24 protein-coding genes are annotated in these 23,050 nt (G+C 67.9%); 10 read left to right on the top strand and 14 right to left on the bottom strand.

The features are described 5' to 3' along the window. Positions 1 to 17: 17 nt before the first annotated feature. The 4 genes from NL241_RS02390 to ssd are packed head-to-tail and all read right to left on the bottom strand — an operon-like array spanning position 18 to position 3,608. Positions 18 to 593, bottom strand: a complete 576-nt coding sequence (locus NL241_RS02390; protein WP_494396662.1) for a type II secretion system F family protein — start codon at positions 591 to 593, stop codon at positions 18 to 20. Continuing rightward, entirely contained in the window at positions 590 to 1,372 is a 783-nt protein-coding gene (locus NL241_RS02385; protein ID WP_494396661.1) for a type II secretion system F family protein, read from the bottom strand. Before NL241_RS02385 ends, NL241_RS02390 begins: the two co-directional genes overlap by 4 nt. Continuing rightward, a complete protein-coding gene (locus NL241_RS02380) occupies positions 1,369 to 2,550 on the bottom strand; it encodes a TadA family conjugal transfer-associated ATPase (protein WP_494396660.1) in 1,182 nt (393 codons plus the stop codon). The genes NL241_RS02385 and NL241_RS02380 overlap by 4 nt, the downstream gene beginning before the upstream one ends. Next, positions 2,547 to 3,608, bottom strand: coding sequence for a septum site-determining protein Ssd (gene ssd / locus NL241_RS02375; RefSeq protein ID WP_494396659.1), 1,062 nt, complete (start codon positions 3,606 to 3,608; stop codon positions 2,547 to 2,549). The genes NL241_RS02380 and ssd overlap by 4 nt, the downstream gene beginning before the upstream one ends. 414 nt (positions 3,609 to 4,022) lie before the next feature. On the opposite strand from ssd, the gene NL241_RS02370 reads away from it, so the two are divergent. After that, positions 4,023 to 4,880 carry an HAD-IB family hydrolase gene (locus NL241_RS02370; protein ID WP_487697434.1) on the top strand — a complete coding sequence of 286 codons (858 nt, stop codon included), beginning with the start codon at positions 4,023 to 4,025 and terminating at the stop codon, positions 4,878 to 4,880. Positions 4,881 to 5,290: 410 nt separating this feature from the next. Here NL241_RS02370 and NL241_RS02365 read toward each other — a convergent pair whose 3' ends face one another. Beyond that, positions 5,291 to 6,034 (bottom strand): Fic family protein, encoded by a 744-nt coding sequence (locus NL241_RS02365; protein WP_487697436.1) that lies wholly within the window; start codon positions 6,032 to 6,034, stop codon positions 5,291 to 5,293. 146 nt (positions 6,035 to 6,180) lie between these two features. On the opposite strand from NL241_RS02365, the gene acs reads away from it, so the two are divergent. After that, complete coding sequence (acs, locus tag NL241_RS02360; protein WP_494396658.1) at positions 6,181 to 8,142, top strand: acetate--CoA ligase; 1,962 nt, start codon at positions 6,181 to 6,183, stop codon at positions 8,140 to 8,142. Positions 8,143 to 8,148: 6 nt separating this feature from the next. Here the strand turns inward: acs and NL241_RS02355 are convergent, their stop codons facing one another. After that, complete coding sequence (locus tag NL241_RS02355) at positions 8,149 to 8,793, bottom strand: S1 family peptidase (RefSeq protein WP_487693976.1); 645 nt, start codon at positions 8,791 to 8,793, stop codon at positions 8,149 to 8,151. 106 nt (positions 8,794 to 8,899) lie between these two features. On the opposite strand from NL241_RS02355, the gene NL241_RS02350 reads away from it, so the two are divergent. Together NL241_RS02350 and NL241_RS02345 are read left to right on the top strand one after the other, a co-directional pair. Continuing rightward, positions 8,900 to 9,409, top strand: coding sequence for a phage holin family protein (locus tag NL241_RS02350; RefSeq protein WP_487693961.1), 510 nt, complete (start codon positions 8,900 to 8,902; stop codon positions 9,407 to 9,409). After that, positions 9,410 to 10,339, top strand: coding sequence for an alpha/beta fold hydrolase (locus tag NL241_RS02345; protein ID WP_487693960.1), 930 nt, complete (start codon positions 9,410 to 9,412; stop codon positions 10,337 to 10,339). A 96-nt stretch (positions 10,340 to 10,435) separates the two neighbouring features. Here the strand turns inward: NL241_RS02345 and marP are convergent, their stop codons facing one another. From marP to nth, 4 genes are read right to left on the bottom strand one after another with little or no spacing between them, the layout of a single operon-like run. Next, positions 10,436 to 11,623, bottom strand: a complete 1,188-nt coding sequence (marP, locus tag NL241_RS02340; RefSeq protein ID WP_487693959.1) for an acid resistance serine protease MarP — start codon at positions 11,621 to 11,623, stop codon at positions 10,436 to 10,438. Continuing rightward, entirely contained in the window at positions 11,620 to 12,378 is a 759-nt protein-coding gene (locus NL241_RS02335; protein WP_487693958.1) for an NUDIX hydrolase, read from the bottom strand. Before NL241_RS02335 ends, marP begins: the two co-directional genes overlap by 4 nt. A 13-nt stretch (positions 12,379 to 12,391) precedes the next feature. Continuing rightward, the gene (locus NL241_RS02330) at positions 12,392 to 13,024 is read right to left on the bottom strand and encodes a TlpA family protein disulfide reductase (protein ID WP_494396657.1); all 633 of its coding nucleotides are present in this window, start codon (positions 13,022 to 13,024) and stop codon (positions 12,392 to 12,394) included. Further along, on the bottom strand, positions 13,021 to 13,701 hold the full coding sequence (gene nth, locus NL241_RS02325) for an endonuclease III (protein WP_487693975.1): 681 nt from the start codon (positions 13,699 to 13,701) through the stop codon (positions 13,021 to 13,023). Before nth ends, NL241_RS02330 begins: the two co-directional genes overlap by 4 nt. A gap of 202 nt (positions 13,702 to 13,903) precedes the next feature. Here nth and NL241_RS02320 point away from each other — a divergent pair, with 202 nt between their 5' ends. Further along, positions 13,904 to 14,206: a hypothetical protein gene (locus tag NL241_RS02320; protein WP_494396656.1), complete on the top strand. Its 303-nt coding sequence runs from the start codon at positions 13,904 to 13,906 to the stop codon at positions 14,204 to 14,206. A 102-nt stretch (positions 14,207 to 14,308) separates the two neighbouring features. Beyond that, the gene (gene crp, locus NL241_RS02315; RefSeq protein ID WP_005138643.1) at positions 14,309 to 14,983 is read left to right on the top strand and encodes a cAMP-activated global transcriptional regulator CRP; all 675 of its coding nucleotides are present in this window, start codon (positions 14,309 to 14,311) and stop codon (positions 14,981 to 14,983) included. 56 nt (positions 14,984 to 15,039) lie between these two features. On the opposite strand, the gene NL241_RS02310 is transcribed toward crp, so the two are convergent. From NL241_RS02310 to sp36, 3 genes are read right to left on the bottom strand one after another with little or no spacing between them, the layout of a single operon-like run. Further along, on the bottom strand, positions 15,040 to 15,816 hold the full coding sequence (locus tag NL241_RS02310) for an MBL fold metallo-hydrolase (protein WP_494396655.1): 777 nt from the start codon (positions 15,814 to 15,816) through the stop codon (positions 15,040 to 15,042). After that, positions 15,813 to 16,268, bottom strand: a complete 456-nt coding sequence (locus NL241_RS02305; protein WP_494396654.1) for a RidA family protein — start codon at positions 16,266 to 16,268, stop codon at positions 15,813 to 15,815. Before NL241_RS02305 ends, NL241_RS02310 begins: the two co-directional genes overlap by 4 nt. After that, complete coding sequence (sp36, locus tag NL241_RS02300) at positions 16,265 to 16,426, bottom strand: Sp36 family protein (protein ID WP_197378998.1); 162 nt, start codon at positions 16,424 to 16,426, stop codon at positions 16,265 to 16,267. The genes NL241_RS02305 and sp36 overlap by 4 nt, the downstream gene beginning before the upstream one ends. Before the next feature lie 48 nt (positions 16,427 to 16,474). Here sp36 and bagA point away from each other — a divergent pair, with 48 nt between their 5' ends. Continuing rightward, positions 16,475 to 17,494: an ATPase BagA gene (gene bagA / locus NL241_RS02295; protein WP_487693950.1), complete on the top strand. Its 1,020-nt coding sequence runs from the start codon at positions 16,475 to 16,477 to the stop codon at positions 17,492 to 17,494. A 2-nt stretch (positions 17,495 to 17,496) separates the two neighbouring features. After that, on the top strand, positions 17,497 to 18,612 hold the full coding sequence (gene bagB / locus NL241_RS02290) for an ATPase BagB (RefSeq protein ID WP_487693949.1): 1,116 nt from the start codon (positions 17,497 to 17,499) through the stop codon (positions 18,610 to 18,612). A 327-nt stretch (positions 18,613 to 18,939) separates the two neighbouring features. Here bagB and NL241_RS02285 read toward each other — a convergent pair whose 3' ends face one another. Then, complete coding sequence (locus NL241_RS02285) at positions 18,940 to 19,293, bottom strand: WhiB family transcriptional regulator (RefSeq protein WP_487693948.1); 354 nt, start codon at positions 19,291 to 19,293, stop codon at positions 18,940 to 18,942. A gap of 290 nt (positions 19,294 to 19,583) precedes the next feature. Here NL241_RS02285 and ponA2 point away from each other — a divergent pair, with 290 nt between their 5' ends. After that, on the top strand, positions 19,584 to 22,046 hold the full coding sequence (gene ponA2 / locus NL241_RS02280; RefSeq protein WP_494396653.1) for a transglycosylase/D,D-transpeptidase PonA2: 2,463 nt from the start codon (positions 19,584 to 19,586) through the stop codon (positions 22,044 to 22,046). A 38-nt stretch (positions 22,047 to 22,084) separates the two neighbouring features. Next, positions 22,085 to 23,047 carry a metallophosphoesterase gene (locus NL241_RS02275; RefSeq protein ID WP_487693946.1) on the top strand — a complete coding sequence of 321 codons (963 nt, stop codon included), beginning with the start codon at positions 22,085 to 22,087 and terminating at the stop codon, positions 23,045 to 23,047. Positions 23,048 to 23,050 lie beyond the last annotated feature (3 nt).

The following is a 23,050-nucleotide window of genomic DNA, read 5'->3' as shown; positions in this document are numbered from 1 at the left end:
CCTTTCTGACGGTTTTCTCACCACAGCCCGGCCCCGAACACGTCACCGGCCAATCCGGCCACTGTCGGAACGATGCCGAGACAGACGAAGGCGGGCAGGAAGCACAGCCCCAGTGGCCCCGCGATGAGCACCGAGGCGCGTTCGGCGGACGCCGCCGCCGCATGGGTCGCGTCGGCCCTGATGTCATCGGCGAGCTCGGCGACACCCTGGGCAAGCGCGGTACCCGATGACGCCGAACGGCGGGCCAGCCGCAACAGGGCTTGGCAGTGTTCGTCGGCGACAGTCGCGGGGGGAGCGGCCCAGGCGGTGTCGGGATCGGCGCCCAGGGCCAGGAGTTCGGCGGCCCGGTTCAGGACCGCGGCCAGTTCGGGAGGGGCGTGCCGGGCACTGGCGTGCGCGGCGGTGGGCACGGCCATGCCGGCGCGCAGGCACACCGCCAGCACATCGAGCGCCGATGCGCTTGCCAGCGGATCGGCACCCGGAGGCGCCGACCGGTCCGCGAGGTCGGGGCGAGGCGCTGCGGCGCGGGTGCGCACCCGCAGCGGACCTGGTCCGAGGAGCACGGCCACCGCCAGCAGCAGTGCGGCCATCATGTCGGCAGCCGATCGGTGATGCGCCCCGACCACAGCACCCCGGCACACAACAGGCCGACCCCGGCCACCAGCACCCAAACTCCGGCGCCCCGCGTCAGGAACGTCGTCGATGCCGCCCCCAGCAGTTCACCCAGAACCACTCCCAGCACCGGCAGAGCCGCCAGAATGGCCGCCGTTGCCCGGGCTCCGGCCATGCCCGCGTCCACCTGCGCGGCGTATCGGTGCCTTTCGGCGATGTCGAGTTGCGCTGCCCGCATCAGCACACCGATGGGTAGACCGTGGTCGGCGGCCAGTTGCCAGCAGGCCGCCAGCTGCTCCCACTGCCGGGGCAGCCGGGAGCCGGTGGCCACGGCACGAAGACCCGCAGCCACGTCGGCGCCCAGCCTGGCCCGGGCCGCCACCGCCCGCAGGCCCGAACCGACCGGACCGTCGATCTCGCCGGCCGTCACCTCGAACGCCCGCACGGGGTGCGCCCCGGCCCTCAACTCTGCGGTCAGTAGCTCCAGCGCGCTGCTCAGCCACTGCCCCTCCCGGCGGGCGCTGATACGGGTGACCCGATGGCGGCGGCGCAGGACGACGGTGCCGAGCAGCAGGAACGCCGCGATGACCGTCGGGACCGGCAGCTGCACCACCATCAGCGCCGCCCCTGCCCCGGCCAGGGCCACAACCGCCGGCCCGGAAGGCCGGCGGCGCAGCGGCGGCCGGCTGATGCGAAGGCGCCTGCGGTTGGCGTGCGGGTGCACGAGGACGGCGACGGCGAGCAGCAGGGCCGCCGTCATCGCCGCCCCCGCTCGTCGATCAGGCGATCGAGTGCGGCGAACCCGTCACAAGATCCTCGATCGGCATGCCAGGCCGTCACGGCGTGACAGGTGTCGGACCGTTGGTCGCGCTGCAGCACGGCGATCTCGTCGAGCCGGCGGGACCCGTCGCGGTCCCGCGCCACGTGCAGCAGCACCCGCACCGCGGCGCCGAGTTGGCTGTGCAGCGCCGCCCGGTCCAGACCACCCACCGCCCCCAGCGCTTCCAGCCGGGCCGGCACCTCACCAGGACTGTTGGCGTGCACGGTGCCCGCACCGCCGTCGTGGCCGGTATTGAGCGCGGCCAGCAGATCGACGACCTCGGCGCCGCGCACCTCGCCGACGATGATCCGGTCGGGACGCATTCGCAGGGCCTGGCGCACCAGTTGGCGGACGGTGATCTCGCCGGCCCCCTCCACATTCGCGCCCCGGGCCACGAGGGTCACCAGATGTGGGTGCATGGGTGCCAGTTCGGCGGCGTCTTCGACACAGACGAGTCGTTCTTCGGGCGCCACCGCGCCGAGCAGTGCGGACAACAACGTCGTTTTGCCCGCTCCGGTACCTCCGGAGACCAGGAACGCCAACCGGGCATCGATGACGTCCCGCAGGATTGTCTCCGCGGTGGGGGTGATGGCACCCGAGGCGCACAATGCCTGCAACCCCTGCGTCGCCGGGCGCAGCACCCGTAACGAGATGCAGGTACCAGCCACCGCAACAGGTGGCAGGATCGCGTGGAGGCGAACGGTCAGACGCGCCGCGCCGATGCCGGTGAGCAGCCCGTCGACCCACGGCGATGCGTCGTCGAGACGTCGCCCCGCGGCCAGTGCCAGCCGCTGGGCCAGCCGCCGTACTGCGGCCTCGTCAGCGAACCGGACCGGGCTCCGCCGCAAACCGTGTCCGTCATCGACCCAGACCCCGCCGGGTTCGGTGACCAATACGTCGGTGGTTCCCGGCGCGGCAAGCAACGGCTCCAAGATGCCGACGCCGGTGAGTTCTGTCTGCACTGCCCGCAGATTCGACAACACCTCGGTGTCGCCGAGCAGACCCGCCGATTCGGCCCGGATGGCCTGCGCCACGACGCCGGCCTGCAGAGCCCGCGGACCCGAGAGCGCGTCGGCGGCCAACCGCTCGCGCACCCGGTCGATCAAGGATTCGTTCATGCCGCCCGCCCCGCCGACGTCCGCTCCAGCAGCGCGGCCACCCGCCGGGCAGCGACGGCCAGCGGGGAGCGGGCCCCCAGCTGCAGCCCGCCGCGTTCGAGCCGCTCGGCGATCAGCGGCTGGGGTCGCATCGCGGCCAGCAGCGGCAGCTTGGTCAGGTCGGCGATCTCCCCCGGTCGCAAGCCGCCCGGCGCCGGGCCGCGAACCACCAGCCCGACATTGGGGTTCACGGCGGTCAGAGCGGGAGCCATCGCCGCGGTGGCGGCACACGACCGCACATCACAGGTGGTGATCAGTACCACCAGGTCGGCGTCGCTCAAGGCGGTGCACACGGCGTCGGTCAGCCGGCGCGGTACATCACACACCGTCGTCACACCCGCCCGCCGGCCGGCGTCGAGTACCGCGGCCACCGCACCGGCCGACAACTCGTGGCCCGTCCTGGCTCCCGACAACAGCGCGACACCGCGGTGCTCGGGCAGTGCGGCACGAACCGCCGGCCAGTGGAGCCGTCCGCCCTGAACCGTCAGCTCCGGCCACCTCAATCCAGGGACGTCCTCCGCGCCGAGCAGGAGGTCGATACCGCCACCCCACCCATCGAGGTCGACCAGCAGCGGCGCGGTGAGCTGATAGGCCACCGCCGCGGCGAGAAGTGAGGCGCCTGCTCCGCCGCGACCCGCCACCACCGCGGCCGTCGCGCCGCTGCGGAGCCCGGTGTCACTGTCTTCCGAGATGCCGCGGACCAGTTCCTCGGCCCGGGCCGGCATCGCCAGAACCTCTTCTGCCCCAACTGCTATCGCAGCCTGCAAGGTGGACGCGTCGGGTTCGCCGAGAGCGCAGAGGAACACCGTGTTGCGGCGGGGCAGACCGGCTTCGGCGCAGCGTCGGGCAGCTTCGGCATCGACCGCCACCGCGGTGGCCGCGGACCAGACCTTGCGGGTGGGAACGGCAGCGGGGTCGAGATGAACGGCCCGGACACCGGCCGCCGCGGCCGCACGATCGACTTCATCACGTAGCGCGGGTTCAGCAATGAGGGCCAACAGCCCAGCGGTGCTCGTCACCACATCACCGTGGCTGGAAAGTGCCAGGGGCGGCTAGTCGACTTTGTGACTTTGTGGATGGCTCGGCATTTGTGGACAACCGCGCCGGATTTCGTTTCTAGCGAAAAACGCAACGCCATCAACAAGATGAATCGGTGGTGGCTGGCGAAAACATGCCCCAAACGAAGGACGACCCTCGCCAGGGGGGGAGGAGGCGAGGGTCGTCGTGTATCAGCCCCGGGGGGTCGGGCTGATGCACACCCGGCATAAGCCGAGTAATACTCACTATACACACGACCCAGCGCACTGGCGCAAGTCTCGATTGCAACACGCCAGCCGGATAGGGATTCAGAATTGCAGTCCGCGACAGGTGGCTTGAACTGCCATTTTGAACACTATCCCGGTTGGTGTCACGAGCACACCTATTGTGGGAGCGTGACCGCCTCCGATTCGGCCGCCGAGCAGCTAACCGCGCCGCAAACCGGCGGGACTGACGCGCAACCCGCCCGCACCGCAGCGTTTTTCGACCTCGACAAGACCATCCTCGCCAAGTCGAGCACCCTTGCTTTCAGCAAACCCTTCTTCGACCAGGGTCTGCTCAATCGGCGAGCCGTTCTCAAGTCCAGCTACGCCCAATTCCTTTTTCTGATGTCCGGCGCCGACCACGAGCAGATGGACCGTATGCGGTCCTACGTCACCGCCATGTGCACCGGCTGGGACGTCGAACAGGTCAAGTCGATCGTCGGGGAGACACTGCACGACATCGTCGACCCCCTGGTGTTTGCCGAAGCGGCCGATCTGATCGCCGATCACAAGCTGTGCGGCCGTGATGTGGTGGTGGTGTCGGCATCCGGCGAGGAGATCGTCGCCCCGATCGCCCGCGCGCTCGGGGCCACCCATGCGATGGCCACCCGGATGGTGGTCGAGGACGGCCGTTACACCGGCGAGGTGGCGTTCTACTGCTACGGCGAGGGGAAAGCCCAGGCGATCCGGGAGCTGGCCCAACGCGAGGGTTATCCGCTCGAACACTGCTACGCCTACTCCGATTCGATCACCGACGTGCCGATGCTGGAGACCGTCGGGCACCCCTCCGTCGTCAATCCCGACCGCGCGCTGCGCAAGGAGGCCGCCGCGCGGGACTGGCCGGTGCTCACCTTCACCAAGCCCGTCTCGCTCCGGGACCGGATTCCGGCGCCGTCGGGCGCGGCGGTGGCCACCACCGCCGCGGTGGGCCTCAGCGCCTTGGCCGCCGGCGCGCTGACGTACTCGCTGCTTCGCCGATTCGCGCTCTGACACATCGGCGTAACGATCCGGAATCGCGCCGAAGCTGTTCGCATTTGGGCCTTGCTGTGACTGGGGTCACGTAGTACAAAGGAAGGCACGGAAGCCCGGTGAGGCCAAGATCGACTCGGAAGAGAAGGGCTCGATCTCCCGCATCAGGCAACCCAGCACGGGTCCCGGCACCCACGCGGAGCCACAGCCGCGATAATGGCAGAAGTGTTGCGGGCCTGCGTGATTGCGAAAAGCGGATGTACCAAGACCTCTTGGGTTGAGGTCAGCTGCACAGCGCATCGCAAGAACGCCGAGGCCAACCCAGGCAACCCACCTTGGACGCTTGGTAACCGGAGATCCGTGCTAGCGGGCGGTGAACTGCATCCTGGTTGAATCCAGGATCGGGGCACCGCCCGCTTCGTACGTCGGGCCTACTTCTTCTTCTGGTCCGCGATCGAAATCGCCTCTCGCGCACCGGCTTGCAGCGCCCGGCAGTGCAACAGCAGCCATTCGGTCAAACCCTTCTCCGTCCCGGAGGCGAAGCCCTGGGCCGCCGTCCGGTACTCGGCGGCGCGCCGCATCCAGTACACCTCGGGCACGCCGAGGCCGTGCGGATCGAGTCCACTGGCAATGCTCACCAGTCGCGCAACGCCGCGCGCCACCACACCATCGGCGCTGCCGAATGCCGCCAGGGTGAGCAGTTCGCCGTGCGCCACCGCGGCAAGGATGGGCGCGGGCACTTTCGACCCACCCGTCACCAGCTGCGACATCAGATCCAGCCGCGCGGCCACCTCTGGTTCCGATCGCGGGCGGGCCAGCTCTTGTTCGCCGGCCACGTCGGCGGCGGCCAGCATGTGCAACCGCGCCAGCGCCTGCAGCGGCGCTCGCCGCCACACCCCCACCAGCGTGGTTTCACCGCCCTCGAGTGCTTGTGACACACGCAGCGCTCCGGCGAACACCGGGTCCGACGCGGTGTGTTCATCGAGTTGCGGGGTGCCGCCGTCGAGCACCGACGACGCCCTGGCCGCACGCAGCGCCGCTTCCGCCGCGGTGACGGGCCAGCCCCGCAGATTGGCGCGATGCCGGTGCGCCCGACCCAGCGCGTCGCGCGCCTGTTCGGCGGCTTCGGCGACGCCCGGCAGGGCTGCCAGCGGGGCCAAGGGGTCAACACTCACCGGGCCACCGCTCACAGGGGCTCACCCTACTCGCCGGACCGCTGACCCGAGGTTCGGCAACCGTTCGGCGCACGCCACACACCGCCTGCAGCGCCCGTTGTGAGTTGCCAACCTCTTTGCAACCTTGGGTGACTACGCTCACAGCCATGACCGAGACGCACTCCGAAGTTCTGTCAGCGTATCCGCCCGCAGCGGAGTTCGCCGAGCAGGCGAACGCCACCGCCGCGTTGTATGACGAGGCCGAGGCCGATCGGCTGGCGTTCTGGGCTGCTCAGGCCAACCGGCTGTCCTGGGACAAGCCATTCACCGAGGTTCTCGACTGGTCGAACAAGCCCTTCGCGAAGTGGTTCGCCGACGGCACGCTCAACGTCGCCTACAACTGTGTGGACCGCCACGTCGAAGCCGGCAACGGCGACCGGGTGGCCATCCACTGGGTCGGCGAGCCCGTCGACCACAAGCGGTCCATCACCTACGCCCAGCTCAAAGACGAGGTGTCCCAAGCCGCCAACACCCTGACCGAACTCGGCCTGCAGGCCGGCGACCGGGTGGCCATCTACATGCCGATGGTCCCCGAAGCCATCGTGGCGATGCTGGCGTGCGCCCGCCTCGGCGTCATGCACAGCGTCGTGTTCGCCGGATTCTCCGCCTCCGCGCTCAAGGCCCGCATCGAGGACGCCTCGGCCAAACTGGTGATCACCACCGACGGCCAGTACCGCCGCGGGCAGGCCGTGTCCTTGAAAGCCGGCGTCGACGAAGCCATCGCCGGCCTCGGCCAGGACAGCCCCGTCGAGCACGTTCTGGTGGTGCGCCGCACCGGAATCGACGTCGACTGGACCGAAGACCGCGACCTCTGGTGGGACGAAATCGTGCCCAAGGCGTCCACCGAGCACACCCCGGAGGCGTTCGAGTCCGAGCACCCGCTGTTCCTGCTGTACACCTCGGGCACCACCGGCAAGCCCAAGGGCATCATGCACACCTCGGGCGGCTACCTCACCCAGGCCTCCTACACCCATTTCAATGTCTTCGACATCAAACCCGAGACCGACGTGTACTGGTGCACTGCCGACATCGGCTGGGTCACCGGACACACCTACATCGTCTACGGACCACTGTCCAACGGCGTCACCCAGGTGGTCTACGAAGGCACCCCGGCCTCCCCCGATGAGCACCGGCACTTCCAGATCATCGAAACCTACGGCGTCACAATCTATTACACCGCTCCGACCCTGGTGCGCACCTTCATGAAATGGGGCCGCCAGATCCCGGCCGCCCACGACCTGTCGTCGTTGCGGTTGCTCGGCTCAGTCGGTGAGCCCATCAACCCCGAGGCCTGGCGCTGGTACCGGATGGCCTTCGGCGCCGACGCCACCCCGATCGTGGACACCTGGTGGCAGACCGAAACCGGCGCCATCATGATCTCCCCACTGCCCGGCGTCACGCACGCCAAACCGGGTTCGGCGATGCGGGCCCTGCCCGGGATCTCGGCCAAGATCGTCGACGACGACGGCAACGAACTCGCCCCCGGCACCGACCACGGTGAACAGGTCTCCGGCTACCTGGTGCTCGACAAGCCGTGGCCGTCGATGCTGCGCGGCATCTGGGGCGACGAGCAGCGGTTCAAGGAGACCTACTGGTCGCGCTTTGCCGAGCAGGGTTGGTACTTCGCCGGCGACGGCGCCCGCTATGGCAGCGACGGCGAGATCTGGGTGCTGGGCCGCATCGATGACGTCATGAACATCTCCGGGCACCGGATCTCCACCGCCGAAGTGGAATCGGCACTCGTCGGGCATTCCGGGGTGGCCGAAGCCGCCGTCGTCGGGGCCACCGACGAACAGACCGGGCAGGCCATCTGCGCGTTCGTCATCCTCAAATCCTCCGCCCACGGCGGGGAAGACAACATGATCGACGAACTGCGCGCCGAAGTCGCCAAGGAGATCTCCCCCATCGCCAAACCCCGCGAGATCCACGTCGTGCCGGAACTGCCGAAAACCCGCAGCGGCAAGATCATGCGCCGGCTGCTGCGCGACGTCGCCGAAGGCCGCGAACTCGGCGACACCTCCACCCTCGTCGACCCCAGCGTCTTCGAAGCCATCCGCGCCAGCAAGTGAGGCGTACTACACCGGCCGAAAGCCCGTCCCCGGACGGGCTTTCGCGGTGATGTCGGCCAGCTGAGTGTTGAACGACATGGTGACCGCGGGGGTGTGCAGCGGGATGAATTTGATGACGCAGCTGGGCAGGTCGTCGCTGAACGCGCCGTGGATCATCCCGACCAGCTTGTTGTTCGCGGTCACCGGCGCGCCCGAATCGCCCGGCGCCCCGCACACCTGATTCAGGACGGTGCCGGGGTCCTCCCCCGGCCCCCACGTCACCCCGCACGAGGTGCCGGTGGTGCGGCCGAGTTTGCACACCACCTGGCCGAAGGCCGGGTCCGGCCCCAAGCCGTCGATGACGAAACCGTTGACGTTGTTGGTCGGGATGACCTTGCTTCGGTCGAAGCGGATGACGGCGTAGTCGAGTGCGTCGTTGCCTGCCACCATCACGCCCACCGGCCCCTGGTTCTCGGCGCCCTCGGCAGACACCTGGGCGCCGGGGCCTCCGCAGTGCGCCGAGGTGAAGCCGACGAGATCGCCCCGGTTGTCGGTGCCGATCGCGGTGAGCGTGCAGTAGGACTCGCCATTGATGACGATGCCGGAACCTCCGCCGAGGGTCACCGGGGCGGCCACCGCCGGGCTTGCGGTGATGACCGAGAATGCAGCCAGGGCGGCGACAGCGCAGACGGCAAGGCGCGCGAATTTCAAGCGAACTCCCAAGTCAGGGTTTGGCCAGGGTCGTCCCCAGTGAACCAGACATGGCAACATGAAGCCCGTGAGCAATGGTGACCGCAAGAATGGTGTGCCCGCGACCGTGACGTCGATCCCGTTGGTCGATCCCAACGCCGTACCGGCGGATCCGTCGATCGGTGACCTGGTCAAGGACGCCACCACTCAGGTGTCCACCCTGGTGCGCGCCGAGGTCGAACTTGCCCGCGCGGAGATCACCCGGGACGTCAAGAAGGGTCTCACCGGAAGCGTCTACTTCATCTTGGCGCTGGTGGTGCTGTTCTACTCCACCTTCTTTTTCTTCTTCTTCGCCGCGGAACTGCTCGACACCTGGCTGTGGCGGTGGGCGTCCTTCTTGATCGTCTTCGGCGTCATGGTGCTCACCACCGCGCTGTTCGCGCTCCTGGGCTACCGCAAGGTGCGCAAGATCCGCGGGCCGCAGCAGACCATCGAAACCGTCAAGGAGACCAGGGCGGCTTTCACCCCCGGTCACGACAGGGCGCCGCAGGCGCCCGCGGGTAAGGCGCCCGCAACCACGGACCCGTCGGGCTGGTAGATGCCGCCGCCGGATCCGTCCGTCGTTCGGATCAACGGACCGTGGCGTCACCTGGACGTCCACGCGAACGGCATCCGGTTTCATGTCGTCGAATCCGAGTCCTCCGCGCCCGACGGGCCCCTGGTGATCCTGCTGCACGGGTTCGGTTCGTTCTGGTGGGCCTGGCGCCATCAGTTGCGCGGTATCACCGGAGCGCGGGTGGTCGCGGTGGACCTGCGTGGGTACGGCGGCAGCGACAAACCACCGCGCGGGTATGACGGGTGGACGCTCGCCGGTGACACCGGTGGCTTGATCCGCGCCCTCGGGCACACGTCGGCCACGTTGGTGGGCCACGCCGACGGCGGGTTGGTGTGCTGGGCCACTTCGGTCTTGCATCCACGTCTGGTGCGGGCGATCGCGTTGGTCAGCTCGCCGCACCCGAGCGCGCTGCGCCGGACCGCACTGACCCGCCGCGACCAGGGCCGGGCACTGCTGCCTTCGCTGCTGGGTTATCAGCTGCCGCGCTGGCCCGAGCACGTGTTGACCCGCCGCGACGCCGACGACCTCGAGGCGCTGGTCCGCAGCCGCGCCTCCGGCAAGTGGCAAGCGTCGCAGGATTTCTCGGAGACCATCGGCCATCTGCGCCGCGCCATCCAGATCCCGGGTGCCGCACACTGCGCGCTGGAGTACCAGCGATGGGCAGTACGCAGCCAACTCCGGGGTGAGGGCCGGCGTTTCATGAAACAGATGGACCGTCAGCTCGGAATCCCGTTGCTGCACATGCGCGGTGACGCCGACCCGTATGTGCTGTCAGCACCCGTCGAGCGGACCCGGCGCTACGCGCCCCACGGTAGGTTCGTGTCCCTTTCCGGGGCAGGGCATTTCGGTCACGAGGAGGTGCCGGATCAGGTGAACGGCCACCTCAACAGGTTCTTGGCCCGGTTGTTCTAGACCCTCGACGGGCCTGGCCCCTCTGTAGGCCGGCCCTCTCTCCCCGGCTCGTCCCTCGCCGCCTCGTCGGCCGGCCTGGCCCCTCTGTAGGCCGGCCTAGGTGACGCAGGAGCCGGTGGCCGCCCGCTCGGTCGCGTTCACCTTCAGCATCTGACGTTCCACCTCATTGGCGGTGAGCACGAATCCGGTCTCGGTGTCGTCGACGGCGGCGCCGAACACCACCCCGAGCACCTCGCCGTTGGCGTTGATCAGCGGGCCGCCGGAATTGCCCTGCCGCACAGTCCCTCTGATGGTGTAGACCTCGCGGTTGACGGTGGTGGTGCGGTAGATGTCGGGACCGTTGAGTTCGATGATCTCGCGGATCCGCGCGGGCGTGGCCGCGAAGTCCCCGCCACCGGGATAGCCGAGTACCAGGGCGTCGGTGCCGGTCACGGCGGGGTCGGGCGCGAAATCCAACGTCTGCGCGGGCAGGTTCGGCACGAACAGCATCGAGATGTCGGCGTTCGGGTCATACGACACCACCACGGCGTCGTAGGTCTGGCCGGCGGACTCGACGGTTACGCTGTCGGAGCCCGCGACCACGTGCGCGTTGGACATCACGTGTTGCGGCCCGACGACGAAACCTGTGCCCTCGAGCACCTTCTGGCATCCCGGCGCCACCCCGCGGATCTTCACGACGCTGGGCTGGACCGCGGCCACCACGGCGTCGGTGGCCAGGGTCGCGTTCGGCGGCTCCACCTCGACGATCGGGGTGCGGCCGAACGGCTGGAGCACATCAGGCAGGCCGGAGGTGTCCAGCAGCGCCGAGAGCCGCTTGGGCACCGCGCGCAACCACTCGGGTGCCGCCTCGTCCACTTGCGCCAGCACCTTAGAGCCCTTGACGGCATTGACCAGATTGGTTTGGTCGGAGGAGGTCAGCGGGGTGGCGAGCAACCAGGCCGCCACCATCACCACGATCAGCTGCAGGCCCACACCGATCAGCGAATCAACCAATCGCACACCGGGATTGCGGATGGCGCTGCGTACCGCGCGGCCCAGCACCACACCGGCCACCTCGCCGACGACCACCAGAGCCAGGATGAGGAACAGTGCGGCGAAGAGTTTTGTCCTGGCACCGTCGATGTGGTTGACGATGTGCGGCGCCAACAGCACGCCGGCAACGGCACCGAGTACCACGCCGATGAACGACATCACCGAACCCAGCGCGCCGGAACGCCAGCCCGAAACGGCGGCGACGAACGCGATTGCGACGACAGCGATGTCGAGCCACTGCGAAGGGGTCACTGCGCCTCCCCGCCCACGAGCGCCATGGCGTCCTCGAGTTCGAGCACCTTGGTGGTGTCCCAGGGGCTGGACCAGCCGGCCACGTCGAGCAACGCCGAGATGACCTGGCCGGTGAATCCCCACACGAGCATCTGGTTGAGCAGGAAGGCTGGCCCGGCGAAGCGGCGGGTGTTGGCGGCTCGGTAGACCATCAGCCGATTCTCCGGGTTGGTGAACGCGCGGACAGGTACCCGCGCAACGATTGCGGTTTCGGCTTCGTCGACGACGGACACCGGTCCTGGATCGGGCGAGTAGGCCAACACAGGCACGACGTGGAAGCCCGACGGCGGAATGAACATCCGCTCGAGCGTGGCCAACGGTTGTAGGCGTGTGACGTCGATCCCGGTCTCCTCCCGCGCCTCCCGCAACGCGGTGGCAACCGGTCCATCATCGCCCGGATCGCTGGCGCCGCCCGGAAAGGCGGCTTGTCCGGCGTGGTGGCGCAGTGTGGAAGCTCGGACGGTGAGCAGCAGGTCCGCCTCGTCGGGCAGCCCGGGCACCACAGAGCGAGCCGGGGTGAACTCCGGGCCGGAGAACAACACCAGCACCGCGGCGTCGCGCCGGGTGACGGCGGACTCGGCGGCCGCGGTGATGGACGCCAGCACCTCGGCCGGCACCCGGCGCCGGTACGCGCCGCGCACGTTGTGCACGTTGTCCAGCAGTGGCCGCAACCAGTCGGGTCCGTCGTCGGGCGACGGGGATACCGCACTGCTCACCGCGGTACCCCTCTCATCGCAACTCGGTTCCGACCGCCTCGGCGATGTCGTCCGCGGAGACAAAAGCACGGGGCAGGATCTCGGCAACGCTACCGTCCGGGCGCAGCAGAACCGTCGCAGGCATGACGTTCGGGACCTTCAGAGCCGCAGCAATGCTGCGGTCACCGTCCTGCAGGGTGGGTAACCTGACGCCCCACTCCGCCAGCCGCGACAATGCCGCCTCCTCGTTGGGGTCCTGGTGCACCGTCACCACGAGCACGTCTTGGCCCACCCGTTGCTGATATTCGACCAGCGCCGGCAGTTCGTCGGCGCACGGTCCGCACCAGTAGGCCCATAGGTTCAGCAGCACAGGGCGCCCGGCGAGCGCACGTGCCACGTCGACGTGCCCGCCGTCGGCCGCGCACACCGCCGTGACCCCGCGCAGTTCGGCAGGGCCTGGGCCGCCGTCGCCGGTGGGGCACGGCGGCAGGTCCGCTTCGCGGCGGGCTTGGCTCAGTTGGCCCGGGTCCTGGCGGGGTTGGCCCGCGGTCGGTGGGCCGGACTGCACACCGGTCTCGGGAGACTCACCGAGCTGAGCGAGCAGCGCAGCCATCACCACCGCGATGACGGCGACGATCGCCAGGGTCCACTTGGCCGAGCCGGTCACAGACCTGCCAGCGCCAGGAGGTGTTCGGTTTCGGGTCCCTTGACCAGCGGAGCGGCGAGCAGCGGATCGGTGGGGCCCGCACCGAACGACGGACAGTCCTTGGCCAGTACGCAGACCCCGCACGCGGGCTTACGGGCGTGGCAGACCCGACGCCCGTGGAAGATCACGCGGTGGCTGAGCAGCGTCCACTCGGGGCGCTCGATCAGGTCACCGACGATCTTCTCCACCTTCACCGGGTCTTCCTCCGCCGTCCACCGCCACCGCCGGACCAGCCGGCCGAAGTGGGTGTCGACCGTGATCCCGGGGATGTCGAACGCGTTGCCCAGGACGACGTTGGCGGTCTTGCGGCCGATGCCGGGAAGCGTCACCAGCTCATCGAGGGTGGCCGGCACCTCGCCGCCGAAGTTGTCGACCAGCGACTGTCCGAGCCCGATCAACGAGCTGGCCTTGTTGCGGTAGAAGCCGGTGGGCCGGATGAGTTCTTCGAGTTCGGTGCGGTTGGCCCCGGCGTAGTCGGCGGCCGTGCGGTACTTCGCGAACAGCGCGGGAGTGGTGAGGTTGACGCGCTTGTCGGTGCTCTGCGCCGACAGGATGGTGGCGACCGTCAGCTCCAGCGGGTTGGTGAAATCCAGCTCGCAGTAGACATGTGGGAACGCCATCGCGAGGGTGCGATTCATCCGGCGGGCACGCCGGACCAACCCCAGGTGCGTTTCGGTGTCCCATTTGGTCTTCGATTTGGTCTTCGGCGAAGAATCCGGCTTTGCCTTGGCGGCCACCCTGACAGGCTACTTATCGGGCCCGACAGGTTCGTTACAGCTATGTCTGAGCGGTTGACAAACCGTGATCCTGCTGAGACCTGGCGCGTGTTTACTTCTCGTCGTGTCCTGGTTGCTCGCGGCGTCGGTCCCCGGCCTGCTCATGCTGGCGACCTTCGGGCTGCAGCGGCTGGAGTCCGGTATCTGTACCTTCGAGTCCCGCGATGGCGCGGAGCTGACCGAACAGCCCAAGATGCGCCCCGAACCCCGGCCGGACAACGACTTCCCGTCGCTTCCCTCGCTGCGCGCGGCCTTTGAAACACTCGACGGTGAACCCCGTTTGCCGACCCGGCTGAGCCCGTCCGTGCGGATTCCGGTGGACAGGAATCCGCAGTTTCAGGCGACTCGCCAGGCCAATCGTGTGTAGCGTTGGCTAGTCGCGCCACTGCTTACCTCTAGACTTGCAAGGAACACACAGATAGAGGCTGGTCGACGCACATCACACAGCCAAGAGCCAAAGAGGGGCAACGTGGACGAGATCCTGGCGAGGGCCGGAATCTTCCAAGGAGTCGAACCCAGCGCCGTATCAGCGCTGACCAAGCAGCTGCAGCCCGTCGACTTCCCGCGGGGGCACACGGTATTCGCCGAGGGCGAGCCTGGCGATCGGCTGTACATCATCATCTCGGGCAAGGTGAAGATCGGTCGTCGGTCACCCGACGGTCGGGAGAACCTCCTGACGATCATGGGCCCCTCCGACATGTTCGGTGAGTTGTCCATCTTCGATCCGGGCCCCCGGACGTCGAGTGCCACCACCATCACCGAGGTCCGTGCGGTGTCGATGGACCGGGACGCGCTGCGTGCCTGGATCGCCGACCGGCCCGAGATCGCCGAGCAGCTGCTGCGCGTGCTGGCCCGTCGCCTGCGCCGCACCAACAACAACCTCGCCGATCTGATCTTCACCGACGTGCCCGGCCGGGTGGCCAAGCAGCTGCTGCAGCTCGCTCAGCGGTTCGGCACTCAGGAGGGCGGCGCCCTGCGCGTGACGCACGACCTGACGCAGGAGGAGATCGCCCAGCTCGTCGGCGCCTCCCGCGAGACGGTGAACAAGGCGCTCGCCGATTTCGCCCACCGCGGCTGGATCCGCCTGGAAGGCAAGAGTGTGCTGATCAGCGACTCCGAGCGGCTGGCAAGGCGCGCCCGCTAGTTCTCTTGTGATTTCGGCGCGCTGGTAACCGCGCAGCGGTTACCAGCGCGCCGAAATCACGTCTTGAGGTAGTCCAGCTGGGCTTGCACGGACTTCTCCGCGGCATCCCAGAGCTTCTGGTCGACGTCGGTGTAGACGTGTTCGACGACCTGCCGGGCGGAGGCGTCCTCTCCCAGCTCCCGCAGGGCGGCCCTGACCTGATCGAGGCGTTCCTCGCGGTGCTTCAGGTACATCTCGGTCACGCCCACCAGATCGCCGAGATCAGGGCCGTGCCCAGGCAGAACAGTGCGCTGGCCCAGACCGTGCAGCCGGTGCAGAGAGTCCAGGTAGTCGCGCAGACTCCCGTCTTCGGTGTCGATGACCGTGGTTCCGCGACCCAGCACGGTGTCGGCGGTCAGCACGGCGTCCTGGAGGACAAACGACACCGAGTCGGCGGTGTGACCGGGTGTCGCGAGGACGGTGATGCGCAGACCGGCAGCGTCGATCACCTCGCCGTCGGTCAACGGCCCGCCGAGGCCGCGCAGGAATCCGCTACCGACCGAGCGGACGACGGCGCCGGTGCGCTCGACGAGTTTGTCGATGCCGTCGGTGTGGTCGCCGTGCCGGTGGCTGATCAGGACCAGAGGAATCTTTCCGAGCGCGGCGATCCGGTCGAGGTGCGCCTCGTCGTCGGGACCGGGGTCGACGATCACGATCTCGTCGCTACCCGGCCCCTGCAGCACCCAGGTGTTGGTGCCGTCGAGGGTCATGATGCCCGGGTTGTCGCACAGGAGCACCGACGCCGTATCCGTGACCGGACGCAGCTGCGCGTAGGCGGGGTGCTCGAGGGTCACGCGACCTCGACGATGATTTCCACTTCGACGGGAGCGTTGCGCGGCAGTTCGGAGACACCGACCGCGGAGCGCGCGTGGGCACCGGCATCGCCGAACACCTCACCGAACAGTTCGGAGGCGCCGTTGATGACGCCCGGCTGACCGTCGAATCCGGGTGCCGAGGCGACGAAGCCGACGACCTTGACGACCTTGACCACCTGGTCAACGCCCACCAGGGAATTGACGGCCGCCAGTGCGTTGAGCGCACACACCCGGGCCAGGGCCTTGGCGTCTTCGGCGCTCACCTCGGCGCCGACCTTGCCGGTGCGCAGCAACTCCCCGCCCTTGATGGGCAGCTGGCCGGCCGTATAGACCAGGTTGCCGGTGCGCACGGCGGGCACATACGCCGCCAGCGGAGCGACGACGGGCGGCAGCTCGATGCCGAGCTCGGTCAGCTTGGCAGACCAGCTCATTTGGGACGCTTGAGGTAGGCGACGTGCTGTTCGCCGGTGGGCCCGGGCAGGACGGCGACCAGCTCCCAGCCGTCAGCCCCCCACTGGTCGAGGATCTGTTTGGTGGCGTGGGTGAGCAGCGGCACGGTGGCGTACTCCCAGATGGTCGGTTCGCTCATGGGCAGAGCTTAGCCGCCGGACCCAACCACATGGTTAGGCTGCAAGCCATGGCGACCACAGCAAGCGGCCCAACCAGCGTCGGTTGGCCCTCCCGGTTGGCGAAAGCCCGCCTCCATTTTGTCAGTGGCAAGGGCGGCACCGGGAAATCCACGGTGGCGGCCGCTCTGGCTCTCACGCTGGCCGCCGGCGGCCGCAAGGTCCTGCTGGTGGAAGTCGAAGGCCGCCAGGGCATCGCGCAGCTGTTCGATGTTCCGCCGCTGCCGTACAAAGAGCTCAAGATCGCCACGGCCGAACGCGGCGGTCAGGTCAACGCCCTGGCCATCGACATCGAAGCCGCCTTTCTCGAATACCTCGACATGTTCTACAACCTCGGTCTGGCCGGTCGAGCCATGCGTCGTATCGGCGCCATCGAATTCGCGACCACCATCGCGCCCGGGCTGCGCGACGTTCTGCTGACCGGCAAGATCAAGGAGTCCGTGGTCCGCGTGGACCGCAACAAGCAGCCGGTGTACGACGCGATCGTGGTGGACTCACCGCCCACCGGCCGTATCGCACGCTTCCTCGACGTCACCAAGGCTGTCGCTGATCTGGCCAAGGGCGGGCCGGTGCACTCGCAGAGCGAGGGTGTGGTGAAGCTGCTGCATTCCGAGCAGACGGCCATTCACCTGGTGACGCTGCTCGAGGCGCTGCCCATCCAGGAGACAGTCGAGGCCATCGAAGAACTCGAGGCGCTCGGGCTGCCGATCGGCAGCGTGATCGTCAACCGCAACATCCCGACGTTCCTGCCGGCGGACGCGCTCACCAAGGCTGCCGAAGGAGACATCGACGCCGACGCCGTGCGCGCCGATCTCGGGAAGGTGGGAATCACGTTGTCGGACGACGACTTTGCGGGACTGCTGACGGAGAGCATCCAGCACGCCACCCGGTTGCAGGCCCGTGCCGAGAGCGCCGAGCAGTTGGACTTGATCAAGGTGCCCCGGCTGGAGTTACCGGCCATCAACGACGGAATCGACCTGGGCAGTCTGTACGAGCTGGCCGAGGCACTGGCAGAGCAAGGGGTCCGGTAACAATGAGCACCACACCACCAGCTCTGGACATGGAGTCGATCCTTCGCGACACGACCAACCGCGTTGTTGTGTGTTGCGGCGCCGGCGGTGTCGGAAAGACCACCACCGCCGCGGCGATGGCACTGCGGGCCGCCGAGTACGGCCGCTCCGTCGTGGTGCTCACCATCGATCCGGCCAAGCGACTGGCCCAGGCACTGGGCATCAGGGATCTGGGCAACTCGCCCCAGCGTGTACCGCTGGCTCCGGAGGTGCCCGGCGAGCTTCACGCGATGATGCTCGATATGCGGCGCACCTTCGACGAGATGGTGGTCGAGTACTCGGGAAACGAACGCGCGCAAGCGATTCTGGACAATCAGTTCTATCAGACGGTGGCCACCTCGCTGGCCGGCACGCAGGAGTACATGGCGATGGAGAAGCTGGGCCAGCTGTTGGCCCAGGATCGCTGGGACCTGGTGGTGGTCGACACCCCACCGTCGCGCAATGCGCTGGACTTCCTGGATGCCCCCAAACGCCTGGGTAGTTTCATGGACGGCCGGCTGTGGCGTCTGCTGCTGGCACCGGGCCGTGGCATCGGCAAGCTGGTCACCGGGGCGGTCGGCCTGGCGATGAAGGGGATGTCAACCATCCTGGGTAGCCAGATGCTCTCGGACGCTTCGGCTTTCGTGCAGTCTCTGGACTCGACCTTCGGCGGTTTTCGGGAGAAGGCCGACCGTACTTACGCATTGCTCAAGCGCCGCGGAACCCAGTTCGTGGTGGTGTCCGCGGCCGAGCCGGATGCGCTGCGTGAAGCATCGTTCTTCGTCGATCGGCTCTCGGAGGAGGGCATGCCGCTGGCGGGGCTGATCCTCAATCGCACGCATCCGACGTTGTGCTCGTTGCACGTTGAGCGTGCGGTGGACGGGGCCGAGGAGCTGGAGGCCGATGATCCCGAGTCGCTGACGGCGGCGGTGCTGCGCGTGCACGCCGATCGGGCGTTGACGGCCAAGCGTGAGGTTCGCCTGTTGTCGCGATTCACCGGGGCCAATCCCAAGGTGGCGATCGTGGGGGTGCCGTCGCTGCCGTTCGACGTGTCGGACCTGGAAGCGCTGAGAGCCATCGCCGACCAGATCACGGCGTGAGTCGAGACGGCCGAGGTACGAGGCCGTCGAAGAGCTCACGCCCAAACGATCCGGCGTGAGTCCGAGGCTGCGAGGAACGAGCAGTCGAAGGAGCTCGCGCCCAAAAGATCCGGCGTGAGTCGAGACGGCCGAGGTACGAGGCCGTCGAAGAGCTCACGCCCAAACGATCCGGTGTGAGTCCGAGGCTGCGAGGAACAAGCAGTCGAAGAAGCTCACGCCCAGACGATCCGGCGTGAGTCGAGACGGCCGAGAAACCAACGTCCGGGATGCAATCGGCCCCTCCGCGCGGTGCGGGAGGGGCCGATTGAAGCCAGTACTACGCAGAAATTAGCCAGCGCTGCGGTGCTTGCGTTGAGCGGCGAAGAATTCGGCCCAGGAGACGACCTCCGGGTGCTGCTTGAGCAGAGCCCGCCGCTGACGCTCGGTCATACCGCCCCACACCCCGAACTCCACACGGTTGTCGAGGGCGTCGGCGCCGCATTCGGCGATCACCGGGCAGTGCCTGCAGATGACTGCCGCCTTGCGCTGCGCGGCCCCGCGGACGAACAGCTCATCAGGGTCTGCCCCGCGGCAGCGGGCCTGTGACACCCACGCAATCCGCGCCTCGCCCTCGGCCCCCTGCAGCGGGCTGGGCATGGGTGTGGCGGTGGTCCCCCCTGGTGCGGCCGAAATTCCTGACATCAGCGAACTCCCCTTCGCTCAGGCCGACTTTCCGGCCACTGTCTCGGGTGCAAACCGCGACTGCGATCTACGCCACATTGCGCACTTTTCTGTTACCTGTGTCGCACTGTCTGTCTAAGTTAGGTGGTCAAATAGCGTTTTGGCAACAGTCTGATTCCGACTTTTTTGGGACAACCGTGCAGTCCCTCAGCGAATCTTTGGTTTCGGCGTGTCGCGGGCACGCTCCGGGGCCGTTCCGTGGACGCCGTACGGGCATCAGCACTGTCGGCAACCCCATTACTCTGTAGACCATGTCGGACCGCCCCCCGGTCGCTGTCACCCTGATCAAGCTGGCCTGGTGCTGCTTACTCGCCAGTGTGTTGACAGCGGCATTGATGTTCCCGGTCGTCGGCGGTATCGGCCTGATGTCCAACCGAGCCTCCGACGTCGTCGCCAATGGTTCTTCTCAGCTTGTCGAAGGGGAGATACCCGCCGTCTCCACGATGGTGGACGCCAAGGGCAACGTCATCGCCTGGCTCTACACCCAGCGCCGGTTCGAGGTTCCCAGCGACAAAATCGCTGACACCATGAAACTGGCAATCGTGTCCATCGAGGACAAACGATTTGCCGAACACAACGGTGTGGACTGGCAGGGCACGCTGACGGGTCTGTCGGGTTACCTGTCGGGCAACCTCGACACCCGCGGTGGGTCCACCCTCGAACAGCAGTACGTCAAGAACTATCAGCTGCTGGTGATCGCCCAGACCGACGCCGAGAAACGCGCCGCCATCGAAACCACGCCCGCCCGTAAGCTGCGGGAGATCCGGATGGCGTTGACGCTGGACAAGACGTTCACCAAGCCTGAGATCCTGACCCGTTACCTGAACCTGGTCTCCTTCGGCAACAACGCCTTCGGCATCCAGGACGCCGCGCAAACCTACTTCGGCATCGACGCCTCCGCGCTCAACTGGCAGCAGTCGGCCTTGCTGGCCGGTCTGGTGCAGTCCACCTCGACGCTGAACCCGTACACCAACCCCGAGGGCGCCCTGGCCCGTCGCAACGTCGTGCTCGACACCATGATCGAGAACGTGCCCGAGCATGCCGAGGCACTGCGTGCCGCCAAGGCCGAGCCGCTGGGCATCCTGCCGCAGCCGCAGGAACTCCCCCGCGGCTGCATCGCCGCGGGAGATCGCGGATTCTTCTGCGACTACGTGCAGGAATACCTGGCCAGGGCCGGGATCAGCAAGGAGCAGCTGTCCAAGGGCGGCTACCTGATTCGCACCACGCTGGACCCCGACGTGCAGGCCAACGTCAAGAACGCCATCAACGAGTTCGCGCCTGCCGATCTGGAGGGCATCGCCTCGGTGATGAGCGTGATCCGGCCCGGTAAGCAGACCCACCCGGTGCTCGCGATGGCGAGTAACCGCAACTACGGGTTGAACCTCGATGCCGGCGAAACCATGCAACCGCAGCCGTTCTCATTGGTGGGCAACGGCGCCGGATCGGTGTTCAAGGTCTTCACCACGGCCGCGGCCCTGGAGATGGGCATGGGCATCAACGCCGAGCTCGACGTGCCGGGTCGGTTCGAGGCCAAGGGGCTGGGCAGTGGCGGCGCCCGCGGGTGCCCGAAGGACACCTGGTGTGTGCAGAACGCCGGCGGCTACCGCGGCAAGATGAACATCACCGACGCCTTGGCCACCTCCCCCAACACCGCGTTCGCGAAGCTGATCTCCCAGGTCGGGGTGGGCCGAACGGTTGACATGGCCGTCCGGCTGGGCCTGCGGTCCTACGCCGAACCGGGAACCGCGCGCGATTACGACCCGGAGAGCAACGAGAGCCTCGCCGACTTCGTGAAGCGGCAGAACATCGGCTCGTTCACCCTGGGCCCCATCGAGGTGAACGCGCTGGAACTGTCCAACGTGGCGGCCACCCTGGCCTCCGGTGGTGTGTGGTGCCCGCCCAACCCCATCGACAAGGTCTTCGACCGCGACGGCAACGAGGTCGCCGTGACCACCTCCACCTGCGAGCAGGTGGTGCCGGAAGGTCTGGCCAACACGCTGGCCAATGCCATGAGCGAGGACGATCGCGGATCGGGTACCGCCGCCGGGGCCGCCGGATCCGTCGGCTGGACGCTGCCGATGTCCGGCAAGACCGGCACCACGGAAGCCAACCGATCCTCCGGGTTCCTGGGTTTCACCAACCAGCTGGCCGCGGCCAACTACATCTACGACGACTCCACCGAGCCCAGCGAGTTGTGCTCGTTCCCGCTGCGCCAGTGTGGATCCGGCAGCTTGTTCGGCGGTAACGAGCCGGCCCGTACCTGGTTCACGGCGATGCAGCCCATCGCCACCAACTTCGGCGAGGTGGCCCTGCCTCCCACCGATCCGCGGTACGTCGACGGGTCTCCGGGCGGCCGGGTGCCCAGCGTCGCCGGGCTGACCCAGGACGCGGCTCGTCAACGCCTGCGCGACGCCGGTTTCCAGGTCGCCGATCAGGCCACCCCGGTCAACAGCAGCTCACCGAGCGGTGCGGTGGTGGGCACGTCGCCGTCGGGGCAGACGATCCCGGGCTCGATCATCACCATCCAGATCAGCAACGGCATCGCGCCCGCTCCGCCACCACCGCCGGTGGCAGCGCCCCCGCCGGGCGCTCCGCCGGAGTTCGGCCAGACCGTGGTGCAGATCCCTGGTCTGCCTCCGATCACGGTGCCGGTTCTCGTCCCGCCCGCGCCTGCCCCGCCACCAGGGCCGCCGCCCCCACCGCCACCCCCGTAACTCGCGCCACGCACAGGGTGCCGCAGTAGGCTGCACACATGGCTGCCGCATTGCATGTTCTGAAGAACACCGCAGCAGTGGCGCTCGGCACGACGGTCGCGGGCATCGGTTACGCCGCGATCATCGAACGCAACGCGTTCGTCGTGCGCGAGGTCACCATGCCGGTGCTGACGCCCGGGTCCTCGCCGCTGCGGGTCCTGCATCTGTCCGATATCCACATGCGGCCAGGACAGCGCCGCAAGCAGGCATGGTTGCGCGAACTGGCCGGCTGGGAGCCGGATCTGGTGGTCAACACCGGAGACAACCTGTCGCACCCCAAGGCGGTGCCCGCCGTGGTCCAGGCGCTGGGTGACCTGCTCTCGGTTCCAGGTCTGTTCGTCTTCGGCAGCAACGACTACTTCGGGCCGACGATGAAGAATCCCGCCAAGTACCTCTACGACAGCGAGTTTCGCGCTCATGGCACACCGCTGCCCTGGCAGGACCTGCGGGCTGCGTTCACCGAGCGCGGTTGGCTGGACATGACGCACACCCGCCGCGAGCTGGAGGTGGCGGGCGTGACCATCGCCGCCGCCGGGGTGGACGACTCGCACATCGACCGCGACCGTTATGACACCATCGCCGGCCCGGCCAGTCCGGCGGCGAACCTGCGGCTCGGTTTGACCCACTCGCCGTACACCCGGGTCCTGGACCGCTTCGCCGCCGACGGCTACCAGCTGATCATGGCCGGGCACACCCACGGCGGGCAGCTGTGCCTGCCGTTCTACGGGGCGATCGTGACCAACTGCGATATCGATACGTCGCGGGTCAAGGGCGCGTCGAAGTGGGGTGCGGACACCGCGCTGCATGTGTCGGCCGGAATCGGTACGTCACCGTATGCCCCGCTGCGATTCTGCTGCCGTCCCGAGGCCACGCTGCTGACGCTCATCGCGGCGCCGACGGGCGGACGGGACTCCAGCCGCACACTGGGACAGTCGCATCCGACCGCGTCCTCCGTGCACTGATCC

Source organism: Mycolicibacterium sp. SMGY-1XX, assembly GCF_059132455.1.
This window is presented reverse-complemented; position numbering and strand designations above follow the sequence as displayed.

Bases quoted from the DNA above. Each gene is read 5' to 3' on its own strand.
- NL241_RS02285 (WP_487693948.1), bottom strand. From the start codon at position 19,293: ATGTCAGGAATTTCGGCCGCACCAGGGGGGACCACCGCCACACCCATG.
- ponA2 (WP_494396653.1), top strand. From the start codon at position 19,584: ATGTCGGACCGCCCCCCGGTCGCTGTCACCCTGATCAAGCTGGCCTGG.
- acs (WP_494396658.1), top strand. From the start codon at position 6,181: ATGACCGAGACGCACTCCGAAGTTCTGTCAGCGTATCCGCCCGCAGCG.
- bagB (WP_487693949.1), top strand. From the start codon at position 17,497: ATGAGCACCACACCACCAGCTCTGGACATGGAGTCGATCCTTCGCGAC.
- sp36 (WP_197378998.1), bottom strand. From the start codon at position 16,426: ATGAGCGAACCGACCATCTGGGAGTACGCCACCGTGCCGCTGCTCACC.
- NL241_RS02275 (WP_487693946.1), top strand. From the start codon at position 22,085: ATGGCTGCCGCATTGCATGTTCTGAAGAACACCGCAGCAGTGGCGCTC.
- NL241_RS02390 (WP_494396662.1), bottom strand. From the start codon at position 593: ATGATGGCCGCACTGCTGCTGGCGGTGGCCGTGCTCCTCGGACCAGGT.
- NL241_RS02345 (WP_487693960.1), top strand. From the start codon at position 9,410: ATGCCGCCGCCGGATCCGTCCGTCGTTCGGATCAACGGACCGTGGCGT.
- nth (WP_487693975.1), bottom strand. From the start codon at position 13,701: ATGAATCGCACCCTCGCGATGGCGTTCCCACATGTCTACTGCGAGCTG.
- bagA (WP_487693950.1), top strand. From the start codon at position 16,475: ATGGCGACCACAGCAAGCGGCCCAACCAGCGTCGGTTGGCCCTCCCGG.
- NL241_RS02385 (WP_494396661.1), bottom strand. From the start codon at position 1,372: ATGACGGCGGCCCTGCTGCTCGCCGTCGCCGTCCTCGTGCACCCGCAC.
- NL241_RS02305 (WP_494396654.1), bottom strand. From the start codon at position 16,268: ATGAGCTGGTCTGCCAAGCTGACCGAGCTCGGCATCGAGCTGCCGCCC.
- NL241_RS02380 (WP_494396660.1), bottom strand. From the start codon at position 2,550: ATGAACGAATCCTTGATCGACCGGGTGCGCGAGCGGTTGGCCGCCGAC.